This is a genomic window from Streptosporangium sp. G11 (genome assembly GCF_051192615.1).
Classification (GTDB): domain Bacteria; phylum Actinomycetota; class Actinomycetes; order Streptosporangiales; family Streptosporangiaceae; genus Streptosporangium.
Genome location: NZ_JBPJUQ010000050.1, coordinates 64,351 through 81,531, shown reverse-complemented (window position 1 = coordinate 81,531; position 17,181 = coordinate 64,351). Strand labels below are relative to the sequence as shown.

At 67.3% G+C, this 17,181-nt stretch carries 12 protein-coding genes and 1 pseudogene; 2 read left to right on the top strand and 11 right to left on the bottom strand.

Going from position 1 to position 17,181, the window contains the following annotated elements:
• Positions 1 to 468: 468 nt before the first annotated feature.
• The 6 genes and pseudogenes from ACSDR0_RS34435 to dnaB form a co-directional block, all read right to left on the bottom strand.
• On the bottom strand, positions 469 to 2,904 hold the full coding sequence (locus ACSDR0_RS34435) for a TniQ family protein (protein ID WP_435293099.1): 2,436 nt from the start codon (positions 2,902 to 2,904) through the stop codon (positions 469 to 471).
• On the bottom strand, positions 2,901 to 4,031 hold the full coding sequence (locus tag ACSDR0_RS34430) for a TniB family NTP-binding protein (RefSeq protein WP_435293098.1): 1,131 nt from the start codon (positions 4,029 to 4,031) through the stop codon (positions 2,901 to 2,903). The genes ACSDR0_RS34435 and ACSDR0_RS34430 overlap by 4 nt, the downstream gene beginning before the upstream one ends.
• Positions 4,028 to 6,124 carry a helix-turn-helix domain-containing protein gene (locus ACSDR0_RS34425; RefSeq protein WP_435293097.1) on the bottom strand — a complete coding sequence of 699 codons (2,097 nt, stop codon included), beginning with the start codon at positions 6,122 to 6,124 and terminating at the stop codon, positions 4,028 to 4,030. The genes ACSDR0_RS34430 and ACSDR0_RS34425 overlap by 4 nt, the downstream gene beginning before the upstream one ends.
• Positions 6,121 to 6,690 (bottom strand): annotated as a pseudogene (locus ACSDR0_RS34420) (TnsA-like heteromeric transposase endonuclease subunit); the annotation flags it as partial. The gene ACSDR0_RS34425 and the pseudogene ACSDR0_RS34420, both read right to left, overlap by 4 nt.
• Positions 6,691 to 6,702: 12 nt before the next feature.
• Positions 6,703 to 6,999: a hypothetical protein gene (locus ACSDR0_RS34415; protein ID WP_435293096.1), complete on the bottom strand. Its 297-nt coding sequence runs from the start codon at positions 6,997 to 6,999 to the stop codon at positions 6,703 to 6,705.
• Positions 7,000 to 7,057: 58 nt separating this feature from the next.
• A complete protein-coding gene (gene dnaB, locus ACSDR0_RS34410) occupies positions 7,058 to 9,916 on the bottom strand; it encodes a replicative DNA helicase (protein WP_435293095.1) in 2,859 nt (952 codons plus the stop codon).
• 487 nt (positions 9,917 to 10,403) lie between these two features.
• Here dnaB and ACSDR0_RS34405 point away from each other — a divergent pair, with 487 nt between their 5' ends.
• A complete protein-coding gene (locus ACSDR0_RS34405) occupies positions 10,404 to 11,672 on the top strand; it encodes an MATE family efflux transporter (protein WP_435293104.1) in 1,269 nt (422 codons plus the stop codon).
• 229 nt (positions 11,673 to 11,901) lie between these two features.
• A complete protein-coding gene (locus ACSDR0_RS34400; RefSeq protein ID WP_435293094.1) occupies positions 11,902 to 13,476 on the top strand; it encodes an APC family permease in 1,575 nt (524 codons plus the stop codon).
• 61 nt (positions 13,477 to 13,537) lie between these two features.
• Here the strand turns inward: ACSDR0_RS34400 and ACSDR0_RS34395 are convergent, their stop codons facing one another.
• From ACSDR0_RS34395 to rpsR, 5 genes are all read right to left on the bottom strand, one after another.
• Positions 13,538 to 14,281, bottom strand: a complete 744-nt coding sequence (locus ACSDR0_RS34395; RefSeq protein WP_435293093.1) for an amino acid ABC transporter ATP-binding protein — start codon at positions 14,279 to 14,281, stop codon at positions 13,538 to 13,540.
• Positions 14,282 to 14,354: 73 nt separating this feature from the next.
• The gene (locus tag ACSDR0_RS34390) at positions 14,355 to 15,221 is read right to left on the bottom strand and encodes an amino acid ABC transporter permease (protein ID WP_435293092.1); all 867 of its coding nucleotides are present in this window, start codon (positions 15,219 to 15,221) and stop codon (positions 14,355 to 14,357) included.
• A gap of 109 nt (positions 15,222 to 15,330) precedes the next feature.
• Positions 15,331 to 16,221 carry an ABC transporter substrate-binding protein gene (locus tag ACSDR0_RS34385; protein WP_435293091.1) on the bottom strand — a complete coding sequence of 297 codons (891 nt, stop codon included), beginning with the start codon at positions 16,219 to 16,221 and terminating at the stop codon, positions 15,331 to 15,333.
• A 229-nt stretch (positions 16,222 to 16,450) separates the two neighbouring features.
• Positions 16,451 to 16,897 carry a 50S ribosomal protein L9 gene (gene rplI, locus ACSDR0_RS34380; protein ID WP_344744211.1) on the bottom strand — a complete coding sequence of 149 codons (447 nt, stop codon included), beginning with the start codon at positions 16,895 to 16,897 and terminating at the stop codon, positions 16,451 to 16,453.
• Between the two features lie 14 nt (positions 16,898 to 16,911).
• A complete protein-coding gene (gene rpsR, locus ACSDR0_RS34375; RefSeq protein ID WP_012895699.1) occupies positions 16,912 to 17,148 on the bottom strand; it encodes a 30S ribosomal protein S18 in 237 nt (78 codons plus the stop codon).
• Positions 17,149 to 17,181 lie beyond the last annotated feature (33 nt).

Below are 17,181 nucleotides of genomic sequence, written 5' to 3'. Positions count from 1 at the left end.
TCATCGGCACGCTGATCGCCATGGTCTTCCGCTTCTGGGCGCTCCGGAAGTGGGTCTTCCCCGACGAGAAGGCCCAGTCCGGCAGCGTGCGGCTGGCTCCCACTCCCGATTCCACAGACGAGGCGGCTTGATGGCAGCGAATTCAGAGAATCCAGAAGCCGTTTCGGCGGTTGGACTGCTTCATGCCGCTGCTGCGCCCCACGAGCCCGGCCCCGCGGATGACCGCCGAACAACATATACGGAGCGTACGGATCTACGACACGTCCCACTCCACGGATCACAAAAGTCCCGTAAGCCCGACATCACGGAGCGTTATCAAAGCTCATGATCACGCGGATCTGCTCGGACAATGCTCATGATCAGCCGCACTTGCCCACGGAATCGCAAATCCCACAGGTGTAGGTTCCACGCTTCGGTGTCACATGCTGCTCCTGTGAGCTGGGCGTTTTGGCGGTTCCGCGTTCCGTGTCATCTTGATCGTTCCGCGCTTGGTGTCATTTCCTCGGCGTCCGGCGGAAAGACAGCACCTGTGAAAGCGGCCTTGGAGTCCATTGCTTTGCGGGTGCTGGCGCCACCGCTTGGGCGGAGCGGGACGCCCAGGTCCTGGGCTCGGTTGATGATGTAGGTGGTGCTGGTGCCCTTCTCGCGTGCGATGTCTGCCAGGGTCCTGCGGCGTGTGACGTACTGCTCGTAGAGCCAGGCCCGGTCGATGATGTTGTGCTGTTTGAAGTAGCGCCCGACCTTCCGCAGTTCGATGCCGTACTCCGCTGCGAGCCTGGTCACGGTGGATTTCGATACTCCGACGTCGATCGCGATGGTGCGCGCAGACTGATGCTCGTCGAGGTAGCGGCGGCGAAGTTCCTCTTCGGTGAGCACTTGGCGGGCGGCGTGGCTCACCTGGCCGAGGGCGCGGGCTTGGGCGGTGCTGAGCGGTGGGGCCGGGATCGGGTGTTCCTCAAGGAGGAGACGCACGGCCTCGATACTGACGCCGAGCGTCTGGGCGGCTGATCCGGCTGGGTAACGGCGTCCGCGAGTCAGCTCGTGCAGGCGATCGATGTTGATGGTCGACGGGTCAGTGCCGGGCAGGTCGAGACCGTCGAGTATTCCGAGTGGCGGGCACCAGGCCACCGGTTCGCTCTGTAGTCCGCATCCGCTGACGAAGTCGCGCGCGACTTGCCTGAGTGCGTTCGCGAGTTGCGGAGACCACACCTCTGTGAAGCGCTCGGCTTCCGCGCGGAAGCAGTTCACGTCAGTGGTGGGGAAGTCAGGCGCGAGGTCAAGGGGCATGCCGCTGATCTGGTTGAACAGGACGCATCGCGCGATGCGAGCACGTCGCCCGATTTCTGGAGATTGGCCGCTTTGGCGGCAGATCTCCACCCACTGTTTGGCGGGTAGCAGGTTCGAGTAGTCCAGGGTGCGGCGTCGCTGGTAGTCGATGGGGATGTCGTTCTCGTCCAGGTAGTGCACGAGGTGAACCAAAGCCGCGGCAACGGGTTCCCAGCACTGCCGGTCGTACAGCATCTGCAGGACGCGCGATAGCGAGTTGCCGTCGCTGATCGACCCGAGCATCGATGCGGCCTCGTCGAGTTCAAGTTTGGTCCCGACCAAAAGCGCCGCTGCGGCCAGCACGGGTGCCAGGATTCGCTGGTAGGCGCCGCTGGAGGGGCTCAGCCGCACGGCCCACGACGGCCACAGCGTGGCAGGGAGTTTGTGTGAGCGCCGGCGGATCTGCCGGGCGGTGGCGGACGGCGAGGAGGGAAGCGCGACGGTTTGGAATCGCAGTTGATCGCTCGGGCGAAGAAGCGGTCCGAGTGCGGCCAGTTGCACGGTCTGTAGGACGGTGCCGGTGCCGCGACCCCAGCTCCGGATGGTGGTGGTCGTGGTCTTCTCGGATCCGTCGCGAGTCTTGCCGATCACCGTGCGCAGCGCGTGGGCGGCTGAGTCCAAATGTTCCTCGCCGAGCACCTGCATCGCGGTGATGACCGCGACTGCGGTCATCACCGCGGTCGGCGGCGCCATAGCCCCTGGACGGCCCTTTGCAGCCGCTCGTCGCTCCAGTTCGTTGCTTGGCTGGGGGGTGAGGTAGATGCCGAGGGTGTCGGCAGGAACCCTTGCCGCCAAGTCGTCAGCGCCCAGGTGGGTCAGCATCCGGCTGGCGACTGCGCGTAGTTCGGAGAGCGCCACGGCGGAAGGCTGGGGATGTCGAGAATACTGGCCGAATTCCGCGCGGCCGGTCTCGATCATTTTCATGATCAGATGCTGGGCCTCAATCACAGGATGGCCGGTGGGCAGACGGAGAACCTCAGCCTGGGTGAGGTCCTGGTCACATCCGCGAGGAGCGGTGAGGTCAGTGCCCCGTGGCGGGCGCGCGCCGCAGCGTCCCGGGATCGGCAGGCTGTGGCGTGAGAAGGGGCGTGCTCGTGTGAGGCGCCGGCATCCTAGGCAGGTGTCCACGAGTAGGAGGGAGTGGCGGGTGCATGCGAACGACCAGCCCAGGCGCCACTCCAATTTCCATCGTCCGGCGTTGTCTGCGAGGCAGCCGGGGCAGTATCGCGACCCGGCACCCCGCCCCCAGAGCCGATGCCGGTTGACCTGCCGCTTCTCATGATCGATCGACAGCGCTCGCCCGTCGAAGTGCGCCAGCGTCATGGCATGAACACGCTGTCTGTCCAGGCCGGTGGCGAAGGCGATGCTGGCGGCTTCGCGCTCGCTCAGGGCGATGGTCCAGTCGGTGGGCCTGTGACGGTCGTGGTCCCCGCCCCTGGCCTTCGTCAAGAGGCCGAGGCTGGAGAGCACATCGCCGTAGCTGGTTTGCGTCCGGTGCGCGAGTGCCTCCAACCAGGAGTTCAGGGATTCTCCGGGAAGCGGCGCCATCCGGATCGGCAGCGTCCGCACCGTGGTCACCCTCGCCGCCTCGCAGACCGCTTCGGCCTGCTGGTGTTCTTACCAGCAGCCAGCAGAGCTTCCCACTGCGACTGCTGTCCTTGCGCGGCCCGGTCGAGTTTGACCGTGGTCATCAGCTCAAGGGTCAAGCGCTCTTCCCCGGCTCGGATCGCCCTCAGGCACGCTCGTTTGATGAGCGTCATCAGGGAGCCGATGTGCCCGCTGCAGCGGGCGTAGAGGTGGTCGGACAGGTCGTCGGCGAGCATGCCGGGATGCTTTTCGGCCAGTACCAGACGCTGTTCCAGGGAGAGCAGGAAGTTGCGCCATTGTGTGCGTCCGGCTTCGTCGTCGATCGTGAATGGATCCAGAGCGAGCGGGGTGATGCGGCGTTCGAGCTGCGGATCGTCGTAAAGGCCCTTGTCCTTCAGGCCGTGCCCGATGAAAAGGATCATCAGCGGGAACTCATTGGCGATCGTCTTGAACTGGTTGGCCAGCTCGGTCCCGCGGATCGACCGGAATCGGAGGAACTGAAGGTCATCGACCAGCAAGAGCCGTGACTCGCAGGACAGGGCGCAATCCAGGGCGCGAGATAGGAACGAGTTCGCGGTCCCGCTGTTGCGTCCGGCGTGGGCGAAGAACTCCAGCATCGCCCAGTTGAAGTCCTTGATCGTGGTGTCGCCCATCATCCCGACCCGGATCACCGGCCATCGCTCGTGCCCGGCTGCGGTGAAACGGCCGTGCTGGCGGATCAGGTCGTTGTGGACGCGCTTGGCGAACGACAGTCCGACCGTGGTCTTGCCCAGGCCGGGGAACGCGTCGACGGCGGCCATCCCCTTGGCCTCCCAGTTCGGCTGGTCCAGACCGGCTTGGAGGATGTCGGTCAGATCCTCGACGAGCTGGCTTGCCTGTGTGGTCTTGATCGGACGCAGGTTGGCGAGAAACCTGCGGCGCCACAAATCGTGCTCGGCTTTTGCCTCCGGCCCCAAAGCCTTAAGGTCGGACCTGGTCATGTCTGGAGGTGGGGGGAAATCCGGCGCCTCGGCGAACGCCGCGAAGCCTTCCTTCCTGGTCAGGGTCAGGTCGTCGAGTGCCAGGGTTCTCCACGCGGGATCATCCTCCCGCGGCACCTGGACCTCAGACAGGATCACAGGTCCTCCAGGGCATCGGCGTAAAAGGACTTCTCGTCGAGTTCGGCATCTTCGCCAAGCACGCCGTCCTCGAAGTCTTCGGCGTCCGCGACGTCGTCGTCCCCGCCGATGTCGGCGGGCCCTCGCACAAGCTTGCGCGGGGCCTGTTTGTCCAGGTCGATGGCGAACGCCATCTGATCCCTGGCCGCCCGCAGCGCGATGCGCCGCTCGGCCAGCGTTGTGCCCAGGCCCAGTTGCCAGCGTTCGAGTAGCTCGGCCACGGCCAGGCGGTCGCTGGAGTACGGGTACTTCGCAGCGGCGAGCCTGCGGCCGTACTCCAGAGCGTCCTCGCTCAACGGGAAGCCGCGGCTGGCCGCGTGCTCCCAATCCAGCTGGTGCCAGATCCGATCCAGGTCACGGAAGTAGGTGTGGTCGATGTCGTCCGGGTTGATCTGGATCGGCCACTTGCCGCCCAGATACGGGCTCGGCCGACCGTCGCGGTAGAGGCCCGGCCCGTTGTAGCGGCGGCCGTCGATCTCCACCCCGTAGGGCTGGATGGTGCGCCACTTGGTCTTCAGGAACTCCAGCGCCAGGAATCTGTCCCGGGGCGCCTCGATGTATCCGGCCCTGGCCACCCCGTGCTCGAACATCTGCGCTGGTGACATGCGCAGTCCCGGCACCGCTGGATCAACCAGACTCGAGTGGGGAGTGAGGTGATAGGTCGCCGCGATCCACTGCCGGATCCGGTCCAGCAACTCGTCGATGTAGTAGAACGCTTCCCGTTCAGGCGCCTCGCCCCGAGAGAACAGATCCGGGCCCTTGTAGCCGGGAAGGGCGTGCAGCAGCCCTTCCCTCAGCGTCCTGAAGAATCGCTCGACGGGTCCCTTGTCCCGGCCCGTCCGGAGCCGGACCGGCTGGATCGAGACGCCCATCCGGGCGCAGACGCTGCGCAGATGTTCCGAGACGTAGATCTTCCCGTGGTCGATCACCACGGCCTCGGGCACCAGAGCCGGCCCTGCCGCCCTCGCCATCGGCCCATCGATCGCGGACGGGTCGATCAACACCGAGCGGGGGACGCCGTGCTCCGGCCAGACCGCCTCGCGCGGCCAGTGCTCCGCGACCGGCAGCGGCCGGTAGGACTGGAAAAGCACCGAAGCCGCGTCCACCGCCTTCGTGGAAACCGGCGTCAGCCGGATCCCCACGACGCAGCGGGTGTACCAGTCCATCGACACACTCAGCTCGCAGCTGATCCACCGTAGAGTCACCGGATCGAGGCCGAACACGTCCAGACGAGTAGTGTCCATCAGCAGGTACTCACCCGGCCGGGTCGGCCGCAGACGCCCGAACACCTCACGGGGCCGCCCAGCGATATCCCGGTTCCGTTTGGTGCTCAACCGGAACGTCGGATGCTTGCGCTCAAGCTCTTCCAAGGCCTTGTATGCCTTGGATTTGCCGGGGAGGTCCACCGCACCGTCGCCGAAGCGGGCCACCAAGCGTGCCCGAGTCCGTTCGATCACCTCGTTGCGCTGCGGCCTGGACTGGTCGGTGTACTCGACCATCACCTCCAGCGCCATCTCGACCCAACGCGGGTCACACCGGTCCAGGATCGTCGTTCCGCGGGCCTTGGGTGCAAGCCCGGCCGCTCCGTGTTCCTCGACTGCGGCCACCCACCGCTTGACGGTGCGCACTGAAACGCCCAGCTCCAGCGCCTTGGCCTCGTATCTGGCCATCTTCGGCAAGCCGGGATCGTATTCAGGCCTCGGCTCACCGGGCGCTGCCAGTTCAGCGCTTCCCGACTGGTAGCCGAACCGGACCTCCCGAACATGCCCTGCAAGGTCCGCGACACGCTCCTGCCCAGCACGGTCGAGCCGTGAGAGCACCACCGAGGCGACATCATCGAGATCCCCCGAACAGGCTCCAGGCTCCTCGGGAATGATCGCTGCCCGGTCGAAGAACAACAGCTCCCTGACCGCGACCCGCAGCATCCGGCCTTTGCTGTCTTTGAGCACCGCCTCGTTGCCAACGCCGGTCGCCGCGAACTCGACGACCTCGACGGCCTCCCCGTCGTAGACGAACCGAGACCCAACGCCAAGGCGAACCCGGCCGGGGCTCACGCCGCCCGCCTTAAAACGCTGCCGGCCCACAGCCTGGCGCTCAGGTCAACCTTGAACCGCCCCGTCCAAAGCAGGTGTAGGACGGCCGCCCGCACCAGCCTCCGATCGAAGCCGGGCACCGCGGCGAAGGCCTCCCGCAGCGTTGCCCCGTCTGCCACGCTCGCCTCCAACGCGGCCAACAGATCGGGGGAGAACAGCCAGTGCCTGCGATACCCGGCGAGAAGCCGGACGTTGTCGACCTCGACTGGAGCCGGCTCGCTCCACACTTCAAATCTCCAGCCGCGCGACTCAATCACCCGCCTGCTCCAGGCGAAGGTGAACGCGACCTCTGGACGCGCCAGCCGCCGCGCTGGCTTCACATCCACCACCAACGGACCAGACTCGGTCATCAGCAGGAAGTCGGGGATGTGCCGACGCTCAGTACCCTCTACCTGGGCCGTCATCAAAAACGGCTGCGCCACGATCCGAGAGGCCGACCGGTCGAAGTCGGCCAGCAGAAGCCGCGCCAGCTCAAGCCGAGACTCGTAGATCACATGTGAGCCCTCGGTAGCAGACCAGAACGCACCCGAATAGTGCTTCTAGCCGTGGTGCCATCGGAACGTGCGCCAGGGCTTGGCCGCGAGCACCTCCTCCACGGGCGCATCGCCAAACCGGCACGCCACCGCCACGGTCCCGCTCGACGACTTCGCGCGAACCTCGGCCGAAGCTACGACATCGGCGTCCGACATGGGCACCTCGACTCCCTCACAGAGACCCTGGTAGATGCCCTCACCATGACGCTCCAACGACCCCACCGTCACAACAACGCCAAGAACATCACCCGATAGCGCGACCATGTAGACGTGCGAGTCCGCGAACTGTGTCCCAAGGGCCACCCATGGGACACCGAGACGCGGAAAGGGACGTAGAAACGCGGACCCTACACCGCGAGGCCTAGTGAGGAGCCATGTCGACGAAACGGCTGTAGTGGCCCTGGAAGGCCACGGTGACCGTGGCGGTGGGGCCGTTACGGTGCTTGGCCACGATCAGGTCGGCCTCGCCCGCCCTGGGCGACTCACGCTCGTAGGCGTCTTCGCGGTGGAGAAGGATGACCATGTCGGCGTCCTGCTCGATGCTTCCGGACTCGCGAAGGTCGCTGACCATGGGCCTCTTGTCCGTCCGCTGCTCGGGGCCACGGTTGAGCTGGGAAATCGCGATCACCGGAACCTCCAGCTCCTTGGCGAGGAGCTTGATGGCCCGAGAGATCTCGGAGACCTCGTTCTGGCGGCTCTCGGTCTTCTTGGGCGAGGACATCAGCTGCAGGTAGTCGATGATGACGAAGCGCAGGTCGTTGCGCTGCTTGAGGCGGCGGCACTTGGCCCTGATCTCCATCATCGACATGTTGGGCGAGTCGTCGATGAACAGCGGGGCCTCGGCCACCTCGCCCATCCGCCGGGCCAACTTGGCCCAGTCGTCGTCGGTCATCGTGCCCGATCGCATGGCGTGCAGCGCCACCCGCGCCTCGGCGGACAGCAGGCGCATCGTGATCTCGTTGCGGGACATTTCCAGCGAGAACACCACAGTCGTCATGCCGTGCTTGATAGCGGCAGATCTCGCGAAATCCAGGCCAAGTGTGCTGTTATGCGTTGGAATACCGGTTCTTCCAGCAAGGTACATATGGTCGGCACTGTCGACTTCCACGCATCTCACCGGCGTCGAGGGGACCGGCCGCACATCGACGATGTAGCGGACAAGCGTCGACGGATGGGCCACGGTCACCTGCCGGACAGCCTTGCGGGACAGACGGAACACCTTGTCCGCCGCCGTAAAGTTGATCATGTAGCAGGTGGAGGAGTCGACGCTTCTGCCTTTGACCGCCCGCGTCTTCATCGTCGCCCGGTAACCGAGACTCAGGACCAGTTCGTAGGCGTCTTCGGCAAGTCTCCTGTTGGTGACCCCCAGCTGGATCTGGCCGTTGCGGCTGACGTATCCATCGGTGTCGAGGAGACCGGCGAGCAGGGCACGCCGCTGCTTCTCGGAGGCTCGCAGGTAGATCTGGGGAATGTGCTTGTCGCCGAGGACACCGAGGGTGCGCAGGATGGCCTGCACCGTGCCATGACGGTTTCGGCATGTCTGGCACTGCCTCAGACCGCTGGACGGACCACCGCAGTCGGGGCACGCGGGTGCAGGAACCGGGCTCGACACCAGGCGAGCCCTTCCTCCGCAGGAGCGGCCACACGTGCGTACCTGGGATGTCTGGGGCACGAACAGAGCACCGCAGACAGCGCAGGGCCTCTCCGCCACGGGTGGCGGATGTGGCAGACCGAGCGAGTAGAGCAGATCGGAGCTCGTACGGGTGACCCGCAGCCCTTCGGTTTCCAAGTTGAGAACGATCTCTGAGTCGATGGTGGTGAACCGGGCACCGTCGGTGTGGCCGTCACCAAGCCATACTCCGAGCGCGTAGGCGGGCAACGGTAGATCTCGCTCGGGCAGGTCGAACGCCGCGGCGACGGCCACCGCGTGGTTCGGCCGCCTGTCCGCCGAGGTGCAGCGCAATGTGCGGGCGATCTCCTCGGTCGTCACGACGTCCCTGTGGACAGCGGTCGTGGAGGCGTTCATCGGCTGGGACACCCGCGCGTACAACGCTCCCAGGAGCTCCTTGCGCGAGTATGCCGGGGCGTTCCACGTGTAACGGCGAACCGGGCCCGCGACGAGCGTGGGCACCTTGCCCGACACGCCGATCTCTTTCTGCACGGTGTGGAGAACGTTGCGGAACTCGTCACCCAGAACCGACAGGGCCTCCCGATGCGTGATGAGCCGGTCCGGCTCCGCCATCGACGTCTCGTACGCGCTCCTGACGTGCTCGATGGACTCAAGGGGCCAGTAAAGGGTCCGCCTGTTCTCGGCGTCTTGGCGACGACGCGCACGCGTGGTCGTCCGCCATTGGTGCTGAGCATCCGCGACGATCACGGTGCCGTCGCTGAACTCCACCTCGTAACAAGGCCGTCCGCGCATCACCTCGGTCGCCGCGACCACCCGTGTCGGCTTGCCGTCCGCACCGATCAGATGGTCACCCGGCTCGACCTCACCCATGGTCGTCCAGCCGCCAGGAGTGGGCAGCGGCGTGTCGAGCGCGAGTGCCTTGCCGATGGCGGGACGGGCCGCCACCACGATCATCTGGCCGGGGTGCAGGCCGTTGGTGAGGGAGTCGAGGTCCTGGAAGCCGGTGGGGACCCCGACCATCTGGCCGCTCCGGCCGCCGATGGCCTCCAGCTCGTCGAGGGCACCCGGCATGATGTCGGCCAGGGGGATGTAGTCCTCGGAGGTGCGGCGCTCGGTGACCTTGTAGATCTCCGCCTGGGCGCGGTCGACGAGATCGTCGACCTCCTCGTCCTGGCCGCCGTAGCCGTAGGAGACGATGCGGGTGCCGGCCTCGATCAGGCGGCGGAGGATGGCCTGCTCCCGGACGATCCTCGCGTAGTAACCGGCGTTGGCCGCGGTCGGGACGACGGCGGTCAGCGTGTGGAGGTAGGCGCCGCCGCCGATCCTGGCGACCTCGCCGCGTTTTTGCAGCTCGTCGAGGATGGTGACGGCGTCGGCGGGGTCGCCGCGGCCGTAGAGGTCGGTGATGATGTCGTAGATGATCTGGTGGGCCGGACGGTAGAAGTCGTCGGACCGCAGGATCTCGACCACGTCGGCGATGGCGTCCTTGGACAGCAGCATGCCGCCCAGGACCGACTGCTCGGCCTCGATGTTGTTCGGTGGGGTGCGCTCGAATCTCGGCTCGAAGACCGGCGGCTCCGCGATGCTCACCACACACCCCCTCTTTCGAACACAGTTACGTTATCTCTATTTGTAGCCGACCGGTGTGACAGTTTCGCGGCTCCAGGCCCAGCTGGCAACGCGGCCTGTCGACAGAGGTGTGGATAAGCTGTGCACTTCTTCCCCAGAGGTGTGGGCACCCTGGGGACAGTCTTGTGGATAACTCTTGTCCACAGCTGTGGATACCTCTCTGACCAGGGAAAACGTAATCCACTGCCTGTGGAGAAAAGAAAGTTGGGACGACACGCCGAAAGTCGCCCCAGATCGTATGCCCTGACGGGTTCATCCCGCCGAAGATCCACTTTGAGGTAAGAGGCACAATGGATGAGTGCCTCTTACCCCTCGATCCGCTCGGTCCGGCCGATCCGATCGGCCGGTTCGGCCGGACCGGTCCGCCCCGCCCGGCTCATCCGGCCCGTCCGGCTCGTCCGGCGGACCCGGGCGGCCCGGTGGATCCGGTCGCGACCACGACAGGCAGATCCTGCGGCTGGCGCTGCCCGCGTTCGGCGCCCTGGTGGCCGAACCGCTGTTCCTGCTGACCGACACCGTCGTCGTCGGCCGCCTGCCCGCCCCCGCGCTCGGCGCCCTGGGGGTGGCGAGCACGGTGCTGAGCTTCCTGGTGGGATTGTGCGTGTTCCTGGCGTACGGCACGACCGCGGCGGTGGCCCGGCAGATCGGGGCGGGCGAGACCGGGCGGGCTCTGCGGCAGGGGGTGGACGGCCTCTGGCTGGCCGCCGGGGTGGGAGTGGCGATCATCGTGGTCGTCTGGCCCCTGGCGCCCTCGCTGGTTCACCTGCTCGGCGCCGAGGGCGAGCTCGCCCGGCAGGCGGTGACCTACCTGCGGATCAGCCTGCTGGGCGTCCCCGCCATGCTGCTGGTGCTCGCGGGCACGGGCGTGCTGCGCGGCATGCAGGACACCGCGACCCCGCTGCTGGTGTCGGTGGGGGCCTTCGCGCTGAACGCGGTGCTCAACGTCGTGTTCGTCCTGGGACTCGGCTGGGGGATCGCGGGCTCGGCCTGGGGCACGGTGCTGGCCCAGTCTCTCGCCGCCGCCGTCTATCTCCTCCTGATCCTCGTCCGCCACCGCGCGCCGTTCCGCCCCGACCTAGCGGGCGTACGGGCGGCGGGCTCGGCCGGGATCGCCCTGATCATCCGTACGGCGTGCCTTCAGGTGGTGCTGGCCGTCGCGACCGCCGCGGCCACCCGCATGGGCGAGCAGCAGATCGAGGCGCACACCATCGCCATCAGGATCTGGACCCTGCTGGCGTTCGCCCTGGACGCGATCGCCATCGCCGGGCAGGCGATCACCGGCCGCGCGCTGGGCGCCGGCGACGTGGCGGGGGCCCGCGGCGCGACCGGGAGGATGGTGGTCTGGGGAGTCGGCTCGGGCGTGCTGCTCGGCCTCCTCGTGGTGGTGGCCAGGCCGTTCGTGCCCGCGCTGTTCGACGCCGGCCCTGTCGTCTCCGCCGAGTTGCTCGACCTGCTCTGGGTGGTGGCCGTCCTGCAGCCCGTCGCCGGGGTGGTGTTCGTGCTGGACGGCGTGCTGATCGGCGCCGGAGACCGGCGCTACCTCGCCTGGGCGGGGGTGTGGACGACGCTCGCCTACCTACCCGCCGCGTTCCTGGTGGACCTCCGGGACGGCGGCCTGGTGGCACTCTGGCTGGCGCTCGGATTGTGGATGGCGGCCCGGCTGATCACCCTGACAACGCGGGCGTACGGCAGGGCGTGGCTGGTGGTCGGCGGCTGACCCGGCCGGGCGTCCGCCGGCACGGCGGGCGTTTCACATGTGACGGGCGGTATCCATCGGGCAGGTGATCCGGGCGTGACACTGTGGTGTCCACCACGTGATCGGATAGCCCTTGTCCAGCGGAACTCCCCTGCGGCACTGTGAAACGAGTCCCACAATATAGGGTTATCAGCCCACCACGATTGGTCACATCGTGCCCGAAGGTCGCTCCTCCTCGATCGTTCGCCGCATGCCACCCAGCCATGCCACCGACCGGTGGACCGGTGCGCGCCACGGCCTCCCCACGGCCTATCGAGGGGCGGACCTCATCGTCCTCGGCGTCGGCGTCATGATCGGCGCGGGCATCTTCAGTCTCGCCGGCCGCCAGGCGGCGAGCATGGCCGGACCGGGCGTGATCCTCTCCTTCATGATCGCGGGCATCACCAGCCTGCTCGTGGCGTTCTGCTTCGCGGAGCTGTCCTCCGCCATGCCGACCTCGGGAAGCGCCTACACCTTCACCTACGTCATTTTCGGCGAGGTCTGGGCCTGGGTCGTGGGCTGGGCGCTGGTCATGGAACTCCTCCTGGCCGCGGCGGTGGTGGCCCGCGCCTGGTCGCACTACGCCGCCCAGATGCTCACCGACCTCGGCGTGAACCTTCCCCAGGCGGTCGCGGGCATGGTCGGCCAGAGCACCGGCTTCGACCTGTTCACGCTGTTCATCCTCGCGGCCCTCACCGCCGTGGTGGCCCTGGGCGCCCGCGTCGGACTGCGTACCCTGTGGGTCATCGTGGTCGCCAAGCTGCTGGCCATCGGCGCGGTCATCGTGGTCGGCGCCCTCCACTTCGACCAGCGCAACCTCGCGGCCATCCCCGCGCCGGCGACGCCCGCCGGGCAGGCCGAGGACACCCTGCACTCCCCGTTGCTCGGCATCCTCTTCGGCCAGACGGGCGCGTTCGGCTGGTTCGGCATCTTCGCCGCCTCGGCGGCCATCACCTTCGCGTACATCGGCTTCGACGTCGTGGCCACCGCCGCGGAGGAGGCCGAGGACGCCCCGCGCACGATCCCGAAGGGCATCATCCGCGGCCTGGTGCTCACCACGGTCATCTACATCGCGGTCGCGGTGGTCATGGTCGGGATGATCCCGTACGACAAGATGGACGCGAGTGCGCCACTCGCCAGCGCCTTCCGCGACGCGGGCGAGGGCTTCATGGTGCACGTCATCAACATCGGGGCGGTGCTCGGTCTCACCACCGTCGTTCTGGTGCTGCTCGTCGGCCTGACCCGCGTGCTGTTCTCCATGGCGCGCGACGGGCTGATCCCCCGCTCACTCTCCAAGATCAACCGCAGCTACCACAGCCCGACGAGGGTCACGCTGATCATCGGCTTCCTCGCGATCCTGCTGGCCGAGTTCGTGGACGTGCTGACGCTCGAACCGCTGGTCGTGATCGGTGCCCTGTTCGTGTTCATCGCCGTGGCCGGCGGGGTGGTCAGGATGCGGCAGACGATGCCGGACCTGCCGCGAGGCTTCCGCACCCCGCTGTCTCCCGGCGTGCCGATCGCCTCGGTCCTCGCCTGCCTGTGGCTCATGGTGAACCTCCAGCTCATCACCTGGCTGTACTTCATCATCTGGATGGCCTTCGGCGTGCTGGTCTACCTGATGTACGGGAGGCGCAACAGCGTGCTCGCCACGGTGGCACGGCCTGTCCCCAAGGAGCCCGCCCGCCCCGCCCCGGGGCAGTACTACGGCCCTCCGCCGGACCCGCCCCACCCGCCTGGCCCTCCCGGCGGTCCCGGAGGCGGGCCCCGCGGCAGGCACCGGCGCTGAGTTCCCGCTGAGGCCCCCGCGGCCGTCCGGTGAGCCGCGGACGCCCGGAAGTGTGAGGGTGTCAGAGGCGCCGGGCGTCGATCACGCTCTGCACGAACTCCCTGGTGCGGGGCTCGCGAGGATCGGTGAAGATCTGCTCGGGGGTGCCGCGTTCCAGGAGCACGCCGCCGTCGAGGAAGCAGACGGTGTCGGCGATCTCTCGGCAGAAACCCATCTCGTGGGTGGTCAGGATCATGGTCATGCCCCCCTCCTTGAGCTCCCGGATGATCCCGAGCACCTCCTTGACCAGCGCCGGGTCCAGGGCCGAGGTGACCTCGTCCAGCAGCATCAGGCGGGGCTTGGTCGCCAGGGCCCTGATGATGGCGGCACGCTGCTGCTGGCCGCCGGAGAGCTGGTCGGGGTAGGCGTCCGCCTTGTCCGCCAGGCCGAACCTGGCCAGCAGGTCGCGGGCCTGCGACTCGGCCTGTTTCCCGCCCACCCCGTGCACCTTGCGCGGGGCCAGCGTGATGTTGTCCAGCACGCTCATGTGCGGGAACAGGTTGAACGCCTGGAACACGATGCCCATGCGCTTGCGCACGTCGTCGGGATCGACCCTGGCGTCGGTGATCTCCTCACCGTCCAGGGTGATCGTGCCGTCGTCGGCGGTCTCCAGCAGGTTGAGGCAGCGCAACAGGGTGGACTTGCCTGAGCCGGAGGCGCCGATCAGGCAGACCACCTCGTGCGGCTCGACCTCCAGGTCGATCCCGCGCAGCACGCTGTGGCCGCGGTAGTTCTTCCACAGGCCCTCGACGGCCAGCAGGCTCATGCCCTCTCCTTTCGTGCCGCCGCCGTCTCGCCGCGCGGTGGGACGCCGCCGCCGTACGCCCGAGTCCGCCCGCTCACTGGCCCCGCCGCCTCTGCGAGCGGGCCGCCAGGTAGTCGGTGAAGCGGGCCATGGGGATGGTGAGCAGGATGAACAGCAGCGCCGCCGCCAGGTAGGGGGTGTAGTTGAAGGTGCTGGCGACGTGGATCTGCGCCTGCCTCAGCGCCTCCAGGGGACCGATCGTGGCGACGAGCGCGGTGTCCTTCTGCAGCGAGACGAAGTCGTTGAGCAGCGGCGGCACCACCCTGCGCACGGCCTGGGGCACGACCACGTAGCGCATGGTCTGGCCGTGGCTCAGCCCGAGGGACCGGGCGGCGGCCCGCTGGCTGGGGTGCACCGACTCGATGCCCGCCCGGAAGACCTCCGCCACGTACGCGCCGTACGAGAGGGTGAGCGCGATGATGCCCAGCGTGGCGAGGTCCGTCGGCGTACCCTGCAGGCCGAGCGCGGGCAGGCCGAAGCCGACGAGATAGATGACAAGGATCGTGGGCACGCCGCGGAAGACGTCGGTGTAGATCACCGCGAGGGCGCGCAGCGGGAAGAACACCGGCGCCGTGAGGTTGCGGACCAGCGCGACGAGCATTCCCACGACGAGGATCAGCGGCTCGGCGATCAGAAAGATCTTGATGTTGAGCAGGAACCCGCTCAGCACGTCCGGCAGCGCCTTGGTGAACTCCCCGGAATCGAAGAACGTCTCCCGCACCCGAGGCCAGCCGGGAGAGGTGGTGAAGAGCCAGAGCAGCAGGACGATCACGATGATCGTCGAGACCGTCGCGACGGAGCCAGAACGGACCGACGACCTCCTGCGGAGCCGCTCCCGCTCAAGCTGCCGCTCGCTCTTCGCCCAGCCGTCCGGAACCCGCAGGCGATCGTCGTTCTTCATCGAACGCCGCCGTGGCGCGGACCGTACGGAACCCCGCCTCCGGCCCCGACCTCGGCTGTGGCTCCGGGCATGGGCGTGGGCGTGGGTGACGTCGGAGGGAACTCCAGGGTCACTTCAGCTCCGGTGCGCCCGCGGCGGAACCCAGCCACTCGGTCTCGATCTTCGCCAGCTCACCGGAGGCGGTCAGCTTGTCGATGGCCTCGTTGACGCAGCTCACCAGCGGGCTTCCCTTCTCGAAGACCGCGCCGAAAACCTCGGGCTCTCCGGAGGCCGTGCCGAACTGACCGACGATCTTGGAGTTCTCGACCTGCGCGGCGGTCACGTAGAAGGCGGTGGGCAGGTCCACCACCACGGCGTCGACCTGCTTGTTCTTCAGCGCGTTGACGGCGTCGATCTGCTCGTTGTAGACGTTGATCTCGGACGAGGGCTTGATGACGTCCTTGACCGCCTGCAGCGAGGTGGTGCCGACCTGCACACCGATCTTGGCGTCCTTCAGGCCCGCCAGGTCCGTGGCGGAGGCGACCTTGGAACCGTCCAGCGCGACCACGGCCTGCTTGACCGTGTAGTAGCCCTTGCTGAAGTCGACGACCTTGGCCCGGTCGGGCGTCACCGAGACCTGGTTGACGTCGAAGTCGAACTGCTTGGCGCCCGGCGCGAACGCGGAGTCGAACTTCACCGTGGCCCAGGTGACGTCATCCCTGGTGAAGCCCAGCTGGCCCGCGATCGCGTAGGCGACCGCGCTCTCGAAGCCCTTGCCGCTGGCCGGGTCGTCGTCACCGAACCACGGCTCGTAGGCGGGCTTGTCGGTGCCGATGGTCAGCTTGCCCGGGGTCTTCAGCGCGGTGCTGTCCTTGGCGCAGGCGTTGGGAGCCGTGGAGGCGCCGCCGGAGGCGCCTGAGGACGCGGGGCCCGCCTGGGTCGTCGTTTCCGAGGCCGGCGCACAGGCCACCGCGGCCGCCGCGAGGGTGCCGAGCGCGAACAGCGTCAAGGGACGGGCCATCACAAGACCTCCAGGGCGAAGCAACGATTTCCGAATTGTATGTACTAGCAGTGACCTGGGGTAACGGAGTATCAAAATATGAACTTTCCCCGGCGGGAAAGGGGGGTTAACGAGCCTCTCGACCCGCCGGAAGGCGGCTCAGGTCCTGGGAGGGCACTCGAAAGATCCCGGGAAAAGGACAAGGGCCCCTCCCCGCGAACGGGAAGGGGCCCTTGTCTCACGGGGCCTGTCAGGCCGCGACGACCTCGACATCGAGGGACGCGGAGACCTCCGGGTGCAGCTTGACGCTGACCCGGTGGGAGCCGAGGCTCTTGATCGCGGAGGCGATCTCGATGCGACGGCGGTCGAGCAGGGGGCCACCGGCGGCCTTGACGGCCTCGGCGACGTCACCCGTGGTGATGGAGCCGAAGAGGCGGCCGGACTCGCCGGCCTTCGTCTTCAGGACCACCTTCAGGGCCTGCAGCTGGCCGGCGACTTCCTTGGCGGTGCCAAGGTCGCGAATCTCGCGAGCGTCGCGGGCCTTCTTGATCGAAGAAATCTGCTTCTCGCCGCCGCGCGTCCAGAGGATCGCGAAACCACGGGGAAGCAGGTAGTTGCGGCCGTAGCCACTCTTGACCTCGACGATGTCGCCGGGGGCGCCGAGGCCGGTGACCTCACTGGTGAGAATGAGCTTCATCTGTCCGGACCTCCTTAGCGCGCGGTGCTCATGTACGGCAGGAGCGCCATCTCACGAGCGTTCTTGATAGCGGTCGCCACGTCACGCTGGTGCTGGGTGCAGTTACCCGTCACCCGGCGGGCACGGATCTTGCCGCGGTCGGAGATGAACTTCCGAAGCAGCGCCGTGTCCTTGTAGTCGACGTAGGAGATCTTGTCGTGGCAGAACAGGCAAACCTTCTTCTTAGGCTTGCGCAGTGCCGGCTTGGCCATCGTGGTGCTCCTTTCAGAGCCCCGCCGTCAGGC